The sequence below is a fragment of the Catenulispora subtropica genome, assembly GCF_039531675.1.
GTDB classification, from domain to species: domain Bacteria; phylum Actinomycetota; class Actinomycetes; order Streptomycetales; family Catenulisporaceae; genus Catenulispora; species Catenulispora subtropica.
In genome coordinates, this window is record NZ_BAAAQM010000003.1 from 37,593 (window position 1) to 51,377 (window position 13,785).

Genomic DNA, 13,785 nt, shown 5'->3' on the forward strand with positions numbered 1-13,785 from the left:
GGTCACCGGGGCCGATGGCCAGGGCTCTTCGGGAGGGTGTTGATGACGCCGGTGCGCCAGCGCAGGGCGTAGCGCAGGCAGTTGGCGCAGTTCTTGTGACGGGTGCAGCCCGGCAGAGGGGTACCCTCGCGGCGGGCATCCAGCGACCAGGCCAGGGAGTCAGCCGAGCACAGCAGGTGCCCGTAGCGGGCCAGGCCCAGCGTTTTGACTCCGAAGCCGTGCAGCCGGGGGATGCCGCGCTGGCGCAGGGCGGTGATGATGTCGTGGGCTTCTGCAGTGCCCTGTCGGCGGCATACCGAGCCCAGGCCGACCACGGGGAAGGCGGCCAGGTCCACGGCGGCGTCCTCGTATAGGCCGACGCAGGCCAGGTACTCGGGCAGGGTGTAGCCCTGGATGACCGGCACGAACGGCAGATCCGGGGCCAGGTCTCGCAGCTGCAGAAAGTTCTCGACCGTGCGTCGCTGGTGCTCGGCGACGGATAGGCCGGTGCCGACGAAGGTCAGCGGGCCCATCCGTCCGCCGGCGATGACGGCCGGTTCGCACATCCAGTCCTGCGGCGCCGCCCACATCAGGCGCCCTATCTGGTCGCGGTAGCGGCGTACCCGGATCACGTAGTCCTCGGGGCTGGTGGTCCAGTCGCCGTAGTCCTTCAGTTCGGTGAAGCCGCCGGAGTCCAGTGCCCACGGCGCAGCTGCGCGAGGCAGTGTCTTGTACGGCCGTAGCCGACGGTCGGAGATGAACAGCGGCACCCCAGCACACGCCAGCCATCCGGGCTGATGCGAGCCGAGCAGGAACAGCGCCTGTGTCGCTGCGGTCATGAGGCGTTCCGGGTGGGCAGACCCAGCGGAACGGCCGACGACGTGTCGACCGCGCAGCTGCGGCCGGCCAGCCCGGCCAGCGGCGCGGCGACACTCAGGGCGGCCCGGGCGGTGGCGCCGAGGTCGGTGTCCACCGGTTCGGCGTCCAGCGCGGCGGCTGCGGTGGGGCTGACGGTCATGAAGTGTCGGCGCCGGGTGTCGCGTTCCAGCCTCAGCGCCTCGTATTCGGCGGCGTCCAGGCTCAGCTCGGCGCGTTTGGTCGCACCGAGTTGCCGCAGCTTTTCCCGGTCGGTGGCGCCCTGCTCGTGCAGCGCGGCGACTTCTATGGCGGTCTGGCACTGCATGCCGATGACGTTCGCCTCGTGGTCGCGATCCTTCTGGCGTTCGGCGTAGCGCTCGGCTCGGATGTGGCGGGCCCGCCGAACTCGGCGGGTGAGTGCCCACCCGAGCACGGTCGCCACCGCGGTGACGATCAGTGGCTCGGAAAGGCCGGTGGGGTAGGCCATCATGCCGACGGCGAGTGCGGCGGCGGTCAGGCTGGCGCAGGTGCCGACGAGCATGGCGTCTTGGACGGCAGCGGCCCATGCGGTGAGGGCCAGGCCGAGGATGGCGCTGGCGCCCAGCGGCACCATGTCGCCGATGCTGTGCCGGGCCCCGTGATCGGACCAGTGCCGGGCCAGGGCCAGCATGGTGACGGTGACGGCCGGGGAGGCGAGGGCCAGGGCAACCGAGGTCGGCGACACCGGCAGCCGCCGCGGGACGGTAGCGGTAGCGGTCGGGGCGGTGGGTGTCGTCGTCGTGGTGTTGTCGGTGGTGGTGTGGATGGTGCCCGGGTAGGGCGGCGGGATCGCAAGCTCGGTCATCGTGCTCAGCCCTCCTCGGGCGGTAGTCGGGGCGGCGCCGCGCGGTGTGCGGCCCACGCTGGGCGGGCCGCACACCGCGCGGGCTACTGCGGGTCGAGGCGGAACGGCATGCCGGGATGGGTCTCGGCGACGTGCCGGGCGGCGCGACCGGTGGCCACGTCGTCATCGGGCAGGGCGTATTCGCCGGCGCCGCAGCGCGGGCAGCGCCACCAGGACGCGCCGGGGTTGCCGCCGATCGCCACCACCTGCCCTCCCCGCGCCGCGCCGCCGCGGCGACTGGCGGTGGTGTTGGCGCCGAACAGGTTGCGCACCCAGGACTTGGCGCGGCGGCGCAGCGGTACCCGCTTGCGGAAGCCGAGCAGCCCCAGCAGCCCGGGGCGGCGCGGACGCTTGGCCTTGCTGCGCTTGGCGGAGCGCGGCGTCCGGGCGGTTGCCGGGCGCGAGGTTCGGGACGTTCGAGCCGCGCCGTTGCGGTTGCCGGTGGCGCGTCCCTTCCCGGCGCAGTCCGGGCAGCCGTTGCCGGAGCAGCTGTTGCAGTAGCCGCGGCGGGTGTTGGTGCGTTCGGACAGTGTCTTGGCCACCCGCAGCCGGCGCCCGCCCAGGTTCACCGTCTGGTACTCGGTGCGCGATCGCCCCGGCTTCCCGCCGGGGTTGACGGCGCTGCCCGCGGCGGTGAAGCGGCGTGCTCTTGTGGTGTTTCGGGTCATGGTTGTGTCCTGTCTTCCGCGAGCGCTCGTGGCGTGATCTGGCGGGCGAGGAGTGAGGTAGAGAGACACGCACCGGGCCAGCAGGCAGCGGATTTTCGGGGTTTGGAGCATCTCCAAACCCCGGGTTCTCTGCTTCTCTGCCTCTCTAAGATCGATATATGCACTGGCCAGGTGAGGTGTGGTCGGTCAGAGAGGCGGTTAGAGAGATCTCTCTGGATCCGACCGGCCTCTCTGACCGCTTCCCTGGCTATTCGGTGGCGGAAAACCGTCGGGCGAGGGCTTCGCGGACGCGGTCGCCGTGGACGTGGGTGACGCCGTTGTACGTGTACTGCGGGGCGCCGGCGGCTTCCAGTTCGGCCTTGAGCCGGGCGTCGGTGAACTCCCGGTAACGGTCGTCGACCTCGGCCAGGCGCAGCATCACTTCCTGCTTGGGCACCCGGGTCTCGCCGTTGATGACCGTGGCGACGTCGGCCAGCACATCGAGGTCCGGCTTGTCCTGGTCGTCGTCGGCGATGCTGTCGCGGGTGGTGACCTGCTTGCGCAGCGTCTTGGCGTACTCGGCGATCTCCCAGGCCGCGTCGCCGTCGATGTAGTGGGTGCGCACGTTCACGGACGGCTCACCGACCGGGATGTCGATGCCGTCGCCGACGACGACCAGGGTTCCCTTGTCCAGGCCCTGGCGCAGCTTGTGGGGGGCGGCGCCCTTCTTCACCGGGGTCTCACCCAGGGCCATCTTCGACTGCGACTCGGTGCCCAAAACCAGCGATGCCCGCACGTGCGCACCCTCGCGCACCAGCTTGGGCAGGTTCTCATCGGTCGGGTCCTGCGTCCCCTCCCACAGCGTGGTGTTCGCCGCCCGGCCCTGGTTGTGCATGCCGCGGGCGGCCATGAAGAACCGGGAGGTGGCCTTCTGCCCGCCCAGCGGGCGCTTCTGCTTGTCGCCGGGCTCGATGCCCGGGCACATGTACGCTACCTGCGCCTCGTCCACGATCACGATCAGCGGGTGCAGCCCGGAACCGCGCTTTCGGGCCATGGCCTCGGTGATGCCCTTGGCCGAGCCGGACTCCCTGACCACGTCGGTACGCCGCTGCATCTCCACCTCTGCGGCCTCCAACATTTGCGTGGCGGCCAGCACGTGGGCGTCGGTGGGGCCTTCGATCAGGACCGTGGCCAGGCCCTTGAACATCGACCAGTCGCCGATCCCCTTCAAGTCGGCGATCCACAGTTCCACGCACGGATCCAGGGCCGCCCACAGCGCCAGGGCCCGCAGCGCGGCGGTCTTGCCCTGGTTGGACAGGCCGGTGACCAGCACATGCCGCTGATACAGCGACACCATCGCCTTGTTCCCGCGCAGGTCCTGCCCCCACGGGGCACGGCCGTGGATGAAATCCGAAACCGTGCTGGGATCCAGCACCAGAGGGGACTCCCCGACCGGCTCATCCAGGGCGCCGGGGTCGGCGATCCACAGGTGGACCACGGGCCGCTGGCCTTTGCCCTGCGGGACGGTGATGAACAGCTCGTGTTCGTGCCGTCCCATGTTCTCGGCCAGCTTGCGGCGCTTGGTGACGACCTGATCGGTGGAGATACCCGAGGGCAGGGTGACGTCCACCTCGACGCCGCACCCGGCCATGCTGATCGGCCCGAGCATCCCGGCGCCGCCGTCCTCCATCTTGTCGATGGCTTTGCGCAGGTCGGCGATGCCCAGATCCCGCAGGGCCACGACCACGATCGACGGGGTGATGTAGGCGTCGTCCGCCGCGGGCAGCTGCCCGGCCGGGGCCAGCCACACCGGCAGCGCGTCGCGGTCGTTGCGGCCTGCCTGCCACAACCCCAGCAGGCTGGCCAACAGCGCCAGCGCGATCAGCGGACGCCACGTGAGGCGCAGGATGTCAGCGGTCGTCTTCACCACGGTCGCGGTCACCTCGAACGGGGTGGCCACATCCGCAATGTGTCCGGAGTTGAGCCACAGCGCGATACCCGCGACCAGCAGCAGGAATGCCCCGCCCACGGTGCCGGCGAACACCGCACGGGCGGCCTCCACCGGCGCCGACAGCAGTTCCATGCGCCGCTCGTGCCGCTCGAAGCGCCGGATCGCCGCCCGCTCCTCCCACTCCAGCGCCGCAGTGTGGTCGTTCCTGGCCACTGCCGAGCGCATCATCTGCTCGTGCACCACCGTGGTGCGGGACTGCCAGTACCGGCGCCCGGCCACACGCAGGCCCAGGGCCAGGTAGACCAGCTGACGGCCGCCGCCGCGCACCGCCGGGTGCGACAGCGCGGCGCGGGCGGCGCCCAACTGCTGGCGGCGTCGGATCCGCCGCTGTGCCCGCGACGGTCCGGCCGTGCGGTCCACGATGACGCCCTCGATGACGTGGGAGTCCGTCGCCGCCTCGGACAGCCGCAGCCCGCCGGCCGCGGTCTGGTCGGCGTTGACCCAGTCGGGCACGCCCAGACCGTCGTCACCGTCAGCGCCGCGGGTCGGGAAGGCGATGACCCGCGCGCCCTTCGGCTCGTAGTTGTCGTGTTCGTAGGTCTCGGTCATCTCAGGCCACCTCCTCGGTTCCGGTCTGCTGCTCGGTCTGCTCGGTCGTCTCGGTCTGAGCGGTGTCGGCGGGGGTTGCGGTCCGCAGGTGGGTCAGCAGGACTCCGGCGCGCTCGTTGGACACCGGCATGCCGCGCTTGCGCATCTCGGCGACCAGCGCGGCCCGGGTGAGCCGTCCGTCCGCGGCGGTGATGGCGGCGGCCACCTGCTCGCCCAGCGGGATCAGGTCCGCGATGTCCGCTGCCTGGTCCGCGTTTGCGGTCCGGGACCGGCGAGCGGACGGCCGCCCCTTGGTCTGCGGACCGGTCCGCTTCGTCTTCCCGGACGGTCCGCGCTTGGGTCCGGGACCGGTCGCGGACCGGTCCGGATTGTCGGCGCGGACGGTCCGTTCCTCGGTGGGCGGACCGGCGGGCGTTTCGGGTGTGGACGGTCCGGCGGCCATCAGGTCGGCGACGGTCGCCGGAACGAGGTCGCCGAGCCGGTACAGGGCACGCTCGCGGCGCGGGGCGGTGAAGCGCCACCAGCGCCCGTAGCGGTCGGCCAGGTCGGTGCGGGCCAGCACACGGGTCTTCTCGCGCAGCAGGGCGGCGGGGTAGGACTTCTCCTCCCACAGCACCATCCGCCGCCACAGGCCCAGCGTCGGCAGCGGCGCCAACAGCCACCGGGAGATCCGCACCCGGTCCATGCGTGTGGTCGAGGTCAGGCGGGCGCGTTTGCGGACCACGTGTGCGCCGACCTCGACCGATAGCGCCCACATCGCCGGCAGCACACCGTGCGCGAGCTTGTCGAACCCGGACAGCGGCAGCTGCCCGGTCTGGTCGGCGATGTTCAGCTGGATCGTGACCGCGGTAAGCGCCCACGGGACCAGCCGCAGCCACACGATCCGCATGTCCAGGATCGCCAGCACGATGTCCAGGGCGGAGAACACGAAGATGCCCAAGTCGATGCCGGTTGGCACCGTCCAGGCCAGGCCGTGGAAGCTGGGCTGCGCGGTGGCGTCCACGCGGTGGAAGGAGTTCACGAACCCCAGCAGGCCCAGCGCGCCGACCGCCGCGCTCACGGCGTTCACGACCTTCTTCAGCGGGCCCTCGATCGCCATCACCACCGGGGCGGCGGGCTGCTCGGCGAGGGGTGGGGCGGGATCGGGTGCCGCCAGGGGCGTGACCGGGGCGGCGGGGGCGTGTCCGTTCACGTGCTCAACGAGGGTGGTCATAGGTCGCTCCCTTCAGATGGAAGGTCGAACAGCGGTTCCAGGCCCTGAGCGGCTTTGACCGCGCGGGTGTGGGAGGCGTTCGCGGCGTGCTGGGCGGCGTCGTAGGCCAGGTGGCAGCGCTGGCACATCGCGGCCAGGTTGGTCTCGTCGCAGTTCTCGGGGGTGTGGTCCAGGTGCGCGGTGGTCAGCACCACGCGCGAGCCGGTAACCGGGTGCGGTCGGCCGTGGACGGCGGTACAGCGGCCCGCAGGGTGCGTGCCGCACTGCCCGGTGCACTCGCAGCGCCCGGCGGCGCGCACGAACCGGATCCGGTCGCTGATCTGTCGCCAGTTGCCCGGGTAGCGGTCACGCTCAGAAGCCCGTATCGGCATCAGGATCCGCTCCCGCTCTGGCAGCGCCAGCAGTCCTGGCTCTTGGGCAGGCAGTACTTGTAGACGGTGCCGCAGCTGCCGCAGGTCGAGCGGGCGGCCAGCATCGCCGCCACCGACCGGCCCAGCCCGGCGGTGAACGGCCGCTTCGGCACCGCCGCGGTGAGGTCGTACAGGTAGGCAACGCCCACCTGCTCGCCGCCACGGGGCCACATGATCTGGGCAACCACCGGCGCACCGCCGGGCCGGAGCCCGGCGGTCGCCAGCTGGCGGCGTGTGGCCAACCCCTCAGGGGCCATCCGCCACGGGTAGGTGGGGATGCCGAAGTGTTTGCCCTCAGGGTCTAGAAAGCGCTCCGAGATCCGGGGCATCACGCACCGTCGATGCCGTCCAGCGCGGCTAGGTCGCCAGCGCCGGTGAGCAGGCACGCCGGGCAGTCCCCGCCACCGAAGTGGTCGTGAACCATGTACTCCACGTCCTTAGCGTCCATGCCGGTGACGTCGGACACCGCGCTGTACAGCGCGGCCAGCAGCAGCGGCAGCGCGGCGGACTTGCCCGACCGGGGCAGTCCGGCGGTCAAGGTGTGCGACGTCGCCAGCACGGCGGCGTCCACCTCGGTGACCGGCGCCCACACCGCCGCGGCGTCGGCGTTGATCTGGTCGATCAGCGCGGCGGCGACCTCGGCGTGCCGGGCGTCGATGACGTTGTCGGCCTCCAGCGCCGCGGCGGACTGCTGGTGCTCCTGGATCAGGGTGTTGCGGCGGGCGATGTCGGCCAGGTAGCCGTCCCGCACCCGCTGGATCGCGAACGCGTCGGTCATCGGGAAGCCCCCTTTCGGAGTCGAAGAGTTTGAGGAAGCAGAAGAGTGCGCGGTACCGGTGGACGGCCCGCTGCCGTCGGTGGTGCCGTCCAACGGGGTCGACGGGCCCGGTGTCGTGTCGTTGGCCGGGACCAGCCGCACCAGCGCCAGCAGCAACGCGCCGATCAGCGCGGCATAGATCAGGTTGGACAGCGCCACCTGCCACCAGCGCGGCCCGGGCGGGGACACCACCTGCACCGCGGCGGCGCGGAACGCCTTGTTGGCCTTATAGATCCGCCGCTCACGGCCGATCACCAGCACCATCGCCACGACAGCGACGAGGATCGTCAGCCCGGTCACTGAGCCACCGCCGCCCTGGCACGTACGCGCTGTGCGCGCCGCTCGGCTGCCGTCAGCCCGGCAACGACGCCGTGCGATAGCGTTCCGAACCTGGCCAGGCACACGTCCTTGTCCACCGGGCAGGACGCGCACACCCTGCGGGCGAACTCGGCGCCGGCACGGTCGCCCTTGTCCGGGAACATCACGTCACGGGCCAGCAGCGGGGACGCACATGCAGCACCGGCCAGCGGCCCGGCGCCGCGGACGTCCACACCCAGGTGCTCGGCGATGGTCTCGGCGGGCTGAGCGGTTACGGTGGCGCGGATCGGATGCCCGATACGGCCGGCACCGGGGCGGCGCAACGGCAAAGCGCGGTTCATCCCTGACCTCCTTCAGGATCGAAAAACGAACATGAGAAAGCCCGGCCTGGCATCGGGCCTGACCGGGCGGGTGAGGTTCTGTATGGGGTTGTAGCTACGACTTCGCGGGCCGGAACACCGGAACCGGCACCGGCGGCTGCGGGCTGGACTCGGAGCGCGGGTCAGCGAACACCCGGTTTCCGCGGCGCATCCCGGCGTCTCGCGCGCCGATGGCGGACTCGCGCGCCCAGCTGCTCGGCGACAGGTCCAACACCACCGGCCGGCGCGACGCCCCGCAGCGCGGCCGGCGCGGGGCGGTCTTGTCACGCTGGGGCTGGTCGGGCCGGTGGTCGCTGCGGTGCGGCGGCAGCATGCCGTCCGCCACGACGAGCCAGGTCCGGCACTCCGGACAGGCGAGCATCGGCCGGTCACCGGCCAGGTCGATCAGGTATAGGGGCTGCGTGCTGACGCGCAGGGGCGTTTGGGTCTTGTCCGGCTTCATGGAAATGCCTTCCGATCTACCGCCAGGGTTCTGTGTTCTCCGCTGGCCACGGGCTCAATAGATGTGGTCCGTGGCGGGCAGGCAGCACATACGCTGCGGTTTTGCCTTCCGAACGGTTCTTCGGGACCGTTGGCGCCACTCGTGTTTCGACGCCGGTTCCTCGAACCTCAGGCTGGTCTCTGTTCAGTTCTCAATGCAGTGCCACGGCTTGCGCCGGCTGCGGCCTGTCGGCCTTGGCCACGGTCCGCGGTACAGGCGGGTCGGGCCAGGGTCGGCAGGACGTCAGGACTGCGCGGTGACGGCCTCGGCCAGGTCCGCGGCTCGCATCAGCTGGCTGGCGATGTGTCGCATCTGCGATGGCGTGCCGTGCAGTGTCGTTTTCGACCCCTGCACGGAGCAGTTCATGCGGGAGTCGTGGACTTCGGCACCGGTCAAGTTGGCCAGCGCGAAGTACCGGCCCTGGAACCAGGACCGAGAACGAGTTGAGTGACTGGTCATGATCTACCTCCGCTAGTTGGGCCGTCTCGGCAACCTCTTGTGAGCGAGCTATGTACCTAGACGACTAGATACATAGTCCGAGCGCTCCGCAGGTCTGTCAAGCCTCTGCGTCGCATCCGTTGCTGGGTGCAGTTCCACGATGCGTGCGGCACCTGTCGGTGCGGCAGACGACAGTGGGGGACAGAGGATGACTAGGGGTGACAGTGATCGCTTGCCTTGGGCGGTGGTGCTGTTACACCATGTGTGAGACCACTGCGACGGTCGGTGTATAACTCGGGGTCTGATATGACGACTAGGCTGAGACAGGAGCGCGAGAAGCGCGGGTGGAAGAAGCTTCAGCTCGTGGTTGAACTTGAATCGCGTGCCGCAGTTCAGGGGATTTCACTGGCCACGCGATCGAGCCTGATGCGGATGTTGGCGCGATGGGAAAACACGGCGAAAGCCGTTGATTCGCCGTATGCCGAGCTCTTTTGCGAGGTCTACGGGCTGAAACCAGAGGACTTCGGCTGGCAAGAACGAGGGCAGGCCACTCGCATTATCGATGGCGAGCGTTACGAAACATCGCTGGCAACGGCGTTAGTCGAGTTGGCCAACCTTGCCGGTCACGATGTAGCGCGCAGTGCCGGCCTATTTAACGCTCCATATGACCCGACGTCCCTCACAACCGCCGCACTCGACTGGCTCTTTGCGGGCGGCCAAGACGATCTGACGAGAACGGGCAGCCTCGTAGTCGCCATGGCTGACGTGCTGGAGATCCGTCAGGCCACGAATACGTTCGATCAACTCGACCGGCAAATCGGCGGCGAGAAATCAAGGGAGGTCGCGGCTCGATTCCTTCGGGACCGCGTGGTGCCTCGACTTCGTGGCACATGTACTGATGCGGTGCGCCGGGAGATGTTCGCGGCAACCGCTGTTCTCTGCGAGATCATCGGGTGGATGGCGTACGACACGGGGCGGCAAGCCGCCGGCCAGCGGTACTTCGTTCAGGCCCTTCGCATGGCGGAAGCCGCGGGGGATCGAGCGCTCGGGTCGTACATTCTCACGAGCTTGAGCGATCAGGCACTCTATTTGCGCCATCCCAACGAAGCGTTGCGGCTTGCTCGGGCCGCCAGCAGCCAAGCTGGGGCAGCTGCGGTCGTGCTCGCGGAAGCCGCTATGTTTGAAGCTCGGTCTCATGCTCAGCTTGGGGATATCCGCGCTACTGGAGAAGCGCTTAGCAGAGCAGAGGATCTGCTCACTGCGGCCCAGTCAAGTGACCGGCCGGACTGGTCCTCTCCGTTTGATGAGGTCGTGTTCTCCAGCCACGCAGGTACGTGTTGGGTAGATCTCGGAGATCCCGGACATGCATCAGAGCACTTTGAAGCCGTGCTGGAACGGCTTCGGGGCCAGGCACGGCGGCAGCTGTACGGCACCGTCCAACTCGCTCGAATTGCTGTGCTCGGCCGGGATATCGACCATGCCGCCGCACTGGGTACAAAGGCGCTGGAGACACCCGGCGCCCTCCAGTCAGTTCGGTCACGGCGGCACGTTGCCGATCTAGCGGCGACGCTCAAGCCGCACGCTACAAACGTGGCGGCCCGGGAGTTCGTTGAGCGCGTGCGTACAGAATCCCCTACCACGTCTTGATGGTCGGCTACGGTAGCAACGTGGGTTTCGACGACGATATGCGCGCCGAGGGCGAGCCTGAGCAGGAGTTTAACCCCGGCATTGCCTCGCGCCTTCCGCGGAAGCGGGTTGCCGGCGGCCTCCTGTTCCACGACGACGCCGGACGCATCCTCATGGTTGAGCCGGTGTACAAGCCCACGTGGGACATTCCAGGTGGCCTGGCCGAGGATGACGAATCACCCCTCGCAGCGTGCCGACGAGAGGTGCGCGAGGAGATGCGGCTCGACATTGAGCCTGGACGACTCCTGGTCGTGGACTGGATCCCCCGCCATGGGGTATGGCGCGATGGAGTGATGTTCATCTTCGATGGCGGAACGCTCACCGCAGGTCAGCTCGATGCCGTTTCGCTCCAGGCCGACGAGCTGTCGTCGTATAAGTTTGTGACGCTGGACGAAGCCGCAGACCACGTGCGCCCCTCGCTGGAACGTCGTCTTCGCGCAGCTGTGGCAGCGCTTGATTCGACTGTCCCCGCTTACCTCGAATTCGGCCGCGACGTATCGGAGTCCTGACGCGCGACCAGCCTCCTCCTGCCTGTGACGTAGAGGAGGCCGTCATCCTCCATGCCCTTGAGGGCTGCACGGGCCGTCCGCCTTGAGACAGAGAACCGTCGCTGGACCTCGGCCTCCGTCAGAAACGCCGCGTCAGCCTCGACCTCACCAGCTTCAATAAGCGCTCTGAGTTTGGCACCCACTTGTGCATGCTTCGGCTGCCCGATTCCTGCGTCTCGCTCGTCACGGACGAAGGTACCGCGGCCATGAGTCGTGACTACGAGTCCGTCCTCTGCAAGCACGGCGAGCGCTCGGCGTACCGTGTCGCGCGCTATAGCGAACTCTTCGACGAGGGACGCTTCTGTGGGAAGTTGCGTACCTGCCGGATACACGTTGTTCTCGATGCGGTCTCGCAGGACGTCGGCGACCCAGCGGTGTCCCCGGCGTGTCACAGCCTCGCTCACGTGGCCCCTTCCCTGTCTCGACTAGACCAGACTAGCCCTTATGCCGTCGAGGGTTTCGGAGCTATTGAGACCGGCCCGCCAGTGTGCCTGGCGCGCAACCCTTGTGTGGGCCGCGGAACAGGACACGTTCACCTGCCAAGGCTTGCAACCCTCGGATCGGACGGTCCGGCTCGGTTCGCTTGGTTCGTGGCAAGTACCAGCTAGCGCTCTAATCGCGAAACAGAAGTGCCCGAGCCCAGTCTTCGCCCAGCAAGTCGTCTAGCTTCTGAGCATATTCAAAGAGTAGGTTCGCATCTTCGTCGAGATCTGCAAACGTGCCTGTCATGTTCGCGCCATCTTCTTTACGGAAAAAGCGGGAGCGAGTAACCTCGACATCATCAAAGATCCACCAATACGCGTGTACGACATTGTCGCGACGCTCCTTTAGTCGATTGTCTACTGCCCATTGAAGGATCCCTGCGAGCTCTTTCCTTCGACCACCAGGCTTCCGCGACTCCTTGACCAGGAGAGTGTGCAGCTCCGACCAGCTCTTGTCGACCAGCGAAAATCTTCCTGAGCTCTCCATTAGAAGGATAAGCAGTCGTTTCATCGCGGCCTCGACATGACCTCCAGCCACGGTTACTGCGCCGATGCGTGGATACAAAAGCTCCCGAAACGCATAGTCTCGTTCATTGGCTCCGCCACGCCTTCCGACTCGGAGCGTTGCGATGTTGAGCTCCGGGATCGTCCCGGGAAGGGTCATGTGGAAAACTTGGGGCGCTCTGCCGTCGAGGTTGATCGTAACCCTATACGCGGTGCGCCCATCTGGCGGCATCTGCTGAGTCATCTGCTCATGATGACACTGCTGGATAGCTGGAGCTAGAAATTTTCGATACTCCTGATGGTGCTAGCGGGGGAGCTGTGTTGCGAGCCGGAGGCTTCATGGCCCATCCGGGGGGACGCCGGCCGGGTTCGGGTTGATCCACACGACCCCCACGGGCTCGGCAACCCCATCCGGCCATGTCGGCGGGTGGTCCCGGTGGAACCTTGTCCCCTCGAACCGGGTATGTTCGCCGAACGTCGTCTTGTCGAATCGGGCGCCTCCATCAAAACGCGCGTCGTCGAACGTTGCACCACTCTCAAAGGTCGCGTCGTCAAACACGGCCTCGGCACCGAACGCCGTGGCCTGAAACCGGGCTTCTTTTTTGAAGTCTGCCTGGTCGAAATGGGCATCCCCGGCGAACGTCGCCCCATTGAAAACAGCATTTGAGGCGAAGGCTGCCCTGAAGAACCTGGCACCCCTTTCAAACGTCGCCCCGCCGAACAGGGCGCCCGTGCCGAATGACGCCAACTCGAACCCGGCGTTGTCGCTGAACGTTGTCTCGTGGAATGCAGCGATACCGCTGAACGTGGCCATATGAAACCAAGCTTGTTTCTTAAAAATTGCTTCTGTGAATATGGCGACGCCAAACGTCGCCTCCTCGAAATAGGCAGGTCCGTTGAACGACGCTCCGGACGCGTTGAAACTGCTCGTCGTGACTTTCTCGAAATGGAGTCTGGTTAGGTAGGCGCCACTCAGGTCGACCTCGGCATCGGACCAGAATCCCGGATGGGTGGGGCGTAGCCGGTCGGCGACGGCAGCCTGGGCGGTGGTGCGGACTTGAAGTTCGGCCGGCTCTGTGGAATCGGGGTTGTACGGCATGCGGAGGTACGCGCACAGCACGCTGAGACAGGTGGGCCGGTCGCGTTCTGAATCGTCGGCAATCCGGGCGAGCGCGTACACCCCACCCAGCCGCACCGCGGCGGCGGCGTTGCCCAGCTGAGCAACGGCGGCGGTATACCGCTCCGTGAACAGTTTGTCCTGGTCCCGCAGGTGGTTGGCCTCGTCAGTGCGTTGCTTGCGGTAAGCCACATACAACCCAGCCAGCGCCCCACAGCCACCGATCACCAATAGCGCGGTCTTCAAGGTGTCGGCACGGTTCGTTCGCATGCCCGGTACTTCATGCACTAGCACCAGGTACACCACCGCGGTGGCGACCAGGCCAGTCGCCAATAGCCCGGCGTAGAACAGCCCGAACGGCCCTGGGCGATACACCCGCGCACGGTGCTCCCCACGGCGCCACGGCAGACGCCTGTTGTTCTTCTCGATATCCCCCACGCCGGAAGGCTAGACGCCGAACACCC

General features: G+C 67.8%; 16 protein-coding genes. 2 read left to right on the top strand and 14 right to left on the bottom strand.

The features are described 5' to 3' along the window. Positions 1 to 2: 2 nt before the first annotated feature. The 11 genes from ABD466_RS03845 to ABD466_RS03895 all read right to left on the bottom strand — a co-directional run bounded on the left by ABD466_RS03845 (position 3) and on the right by ABD466_RS03895 (position 9,005). On the bottom strand, positions 3 to 818 hold the full coding sequence (locus tag ABD466_RS03845) for a deazapurine DNA modification protein DpdA family protein (RefSeq protein WP_344655503.1): 816 nt from the start codon (positions 816 to 818) through the stop codon (positions 3 to 5). Then, positions 815 to 1,681, bottom strand: a complete 867-nt coding sequence (locus ABD466_RS03850) for a hypothetical protein (protein ID WP_344655504.1) — start codon at positions 1,679 to 1,681, stop codon at positions 815 to 817. The genes ABD466_RS03845 and ABD466_RS03850 overlap by 4 nt, the downstream gene beginning before the upstream one ends. An 83-nt stretch (positions 1,682 to 1,764) precedes the next feature. Then, positions 1,765 to 2,388: a hypothetical protein gene (locus ABD466_RS03855; protein ID WP_344655505.1), complete on the bottom strand. Its 624-nt coding sequence runs from the start codon at positions 2,386 to 2,388 to the stop codon at positions 1,765 to 1,767. Positions 2,389 to 2,635: 247 nt separating this feature from the next. Next, positions 2,636 to 4,927, bottom strand: a complete 2,292-nt coding sequence (locus ABD466_RS03860; protein WP_344655506.1) for an FtsK/SpoIIIE domain-containing protein — start codon at positions 4,925 to 4,927, stop codon at positions 2,636 to 2,638. 1 nt (position 4,928) lies between these two features. Next, positions 4,929 to 6,140: a DUF2637 domain-containing protein gene (locus ABD466_RS03865; RefSeq protein ID WP_344655507.1), complete on the bottom strand. Its 1,212-nt coding sequence runs from the start codon at positions 6,138 to 6,140 to the stop codon at positions 4,929 to 4,931. Further along, positions 6,137 to 6,511, bottom strand: coding sequence for a hypothetical protein (locus ABD466_RS03870; RefSeq protein ID WP_344655508.1), 375 nt, complete (start codon positions 6,509 to 6,511; stop codon positions 6,137 to 6,139). The genes ABD466_RS03865 and ABD466_RS03870 overlap by 4 nt, the downstream gene beginning before the upstream one ends. Next, complete coding sequence (locus ABD466_RS03875; RefSeq protein WP_344655509.1) at positions 6,511 to 6,879, bottom strand: RRQRL motif-containing zinc-binding protein; 369 nt, start codon at positions 6,877 to 6,879, stop codon at positions 6,511 to 6,513. Before ABD466_RS03875 ends, ABD466_RS03870 begins: the two co-directional genes overlap by 1 nt. Next, complete coding sequence (locus ABD466_RS03880; RefSeq protein ID WP_344655510.1) at positions 6,879 to 7,667, bottom strand: hypothetical protein; 789 nt, start codon at positions 7,665 to 7,667, stop codon at positions 6,879 to 6,881. The genes ABD466_RS03875 and ABD466_RS03880 overlap by 1 nt, the downstream gene beginning before the upstream one ends. Beyond that, entirely contained in the window at positions 7,664 to 8,026 is a 363-nt protein-coding gene (locus ABD466_RS03885; RefSeq protein WP_344655511.1) for a WhiB family transcriptional regulator, read from the bottom strand. The genes ABD466_RS03880 and ABD466_RS03885 overlap by 4 nt, the downstream gene beginning before the upstream one ends. Before the next feature lie 94 nt (positions 8,027 to 8,120). Further along, positions 8,121 to 8,507, bottom strand: a complete 387-nt coding sequence (locus tag ABD466_RS03890; protein WP_344655512.1) for a hypothetical protein — start codon at positions 8,505 to 8,507, stop codon at positions 8,121 to 8,123. Between the two features lie 282 nt (positions 8,508 to 8,789). Continuing rightward, complete coding sequence (locus tag ABD466_RS03895; protein ID WP_344655513.1) at positions 8,790 to 9,005, bottom strand: hypothetical protein; 216 nt, start codon at positions 9,003 to 9,005, stop codon at positions 8,790 to 8,792. Positions 9,006 to 9,290: 285 nt separating this feature from the next. Between ABD466_RS03895 and ABD466_RS03900 the strand changes: the two genes are divergently transcribed. Beyond that, entirely contained in the window at positions 9,291 to 10,631 is a 1,341-nt protein-coding gene (locus ABD466_RS03900; RefSeq protein WP_486334152.1) for an NsdA family TPR-like regulatory protein, read from the top strand. Between the two features lie 20 nt (positions 10,632 to 10,651). Then, a complete protein-coding gene (locus ABD466_RS03905; protein WP_344655515.1) occupies positions 10,652 to 11,179 on the top strand; it encodes an NUDIX domain-containing protein in 528 nt (175 codons plus the stop codon). On the opposite strand, the gene ABD466_RS03910 is transcribed toward ABD466_RS03905, so the two are convergent. The 3 genes from ABD466_RS03910 to ABD466_RS03920 all read right to left on the bottom strand — a co-directional run bounded on the left by ABD466_RS03910 (position 11,143) and on the right by ABD466_RS03920 (position 13,759). After that, complete coding sequence (locus tag ABD466_RS03910) at positions 11,143 to 11,622, bottom strand: GntR family transcriptional regulator (protein ID WP_344655516.1); 480 nt, start codon at positions 11,620 to 11,622, stop codon at positions 11,143 to 11,145. The genes ABD466_RS03905 and ABD466_RS03910 overlap by 37 nt on opposite strands. A 208-nt stretch (positions 11,623 to 11,830) precedes the next feature. Beyond that, positions 11,831 to 12,448 carry a hypothetical protein gene (locus tag ABD466_RS03915; protein ID WP_344655517.1) on the bottom strand — a complete coding sequence of 206 codons (618 nt, stop codon included), beginning with the start codon at positions 12,446 to 12,448 and terminating at the stop codon, positions 11,831 to 11,833. 93 nt (positions 12,449 to 12,541) lie between these two features. Then, positions 12,542 to 13,759: a pentapeptide repeat-containing protein gene (locus tag ABD466_RS03920; protein ID WP_344655518.1), complete on the bottom strand. Its 1,218-nt coding sequence runs from the start codon at positions 13,757 to 13,759 to the stop codon at positions 12,542 to 12,544. Positions 13,760 to 13,785: the final 26 nt, after the last annotated feature.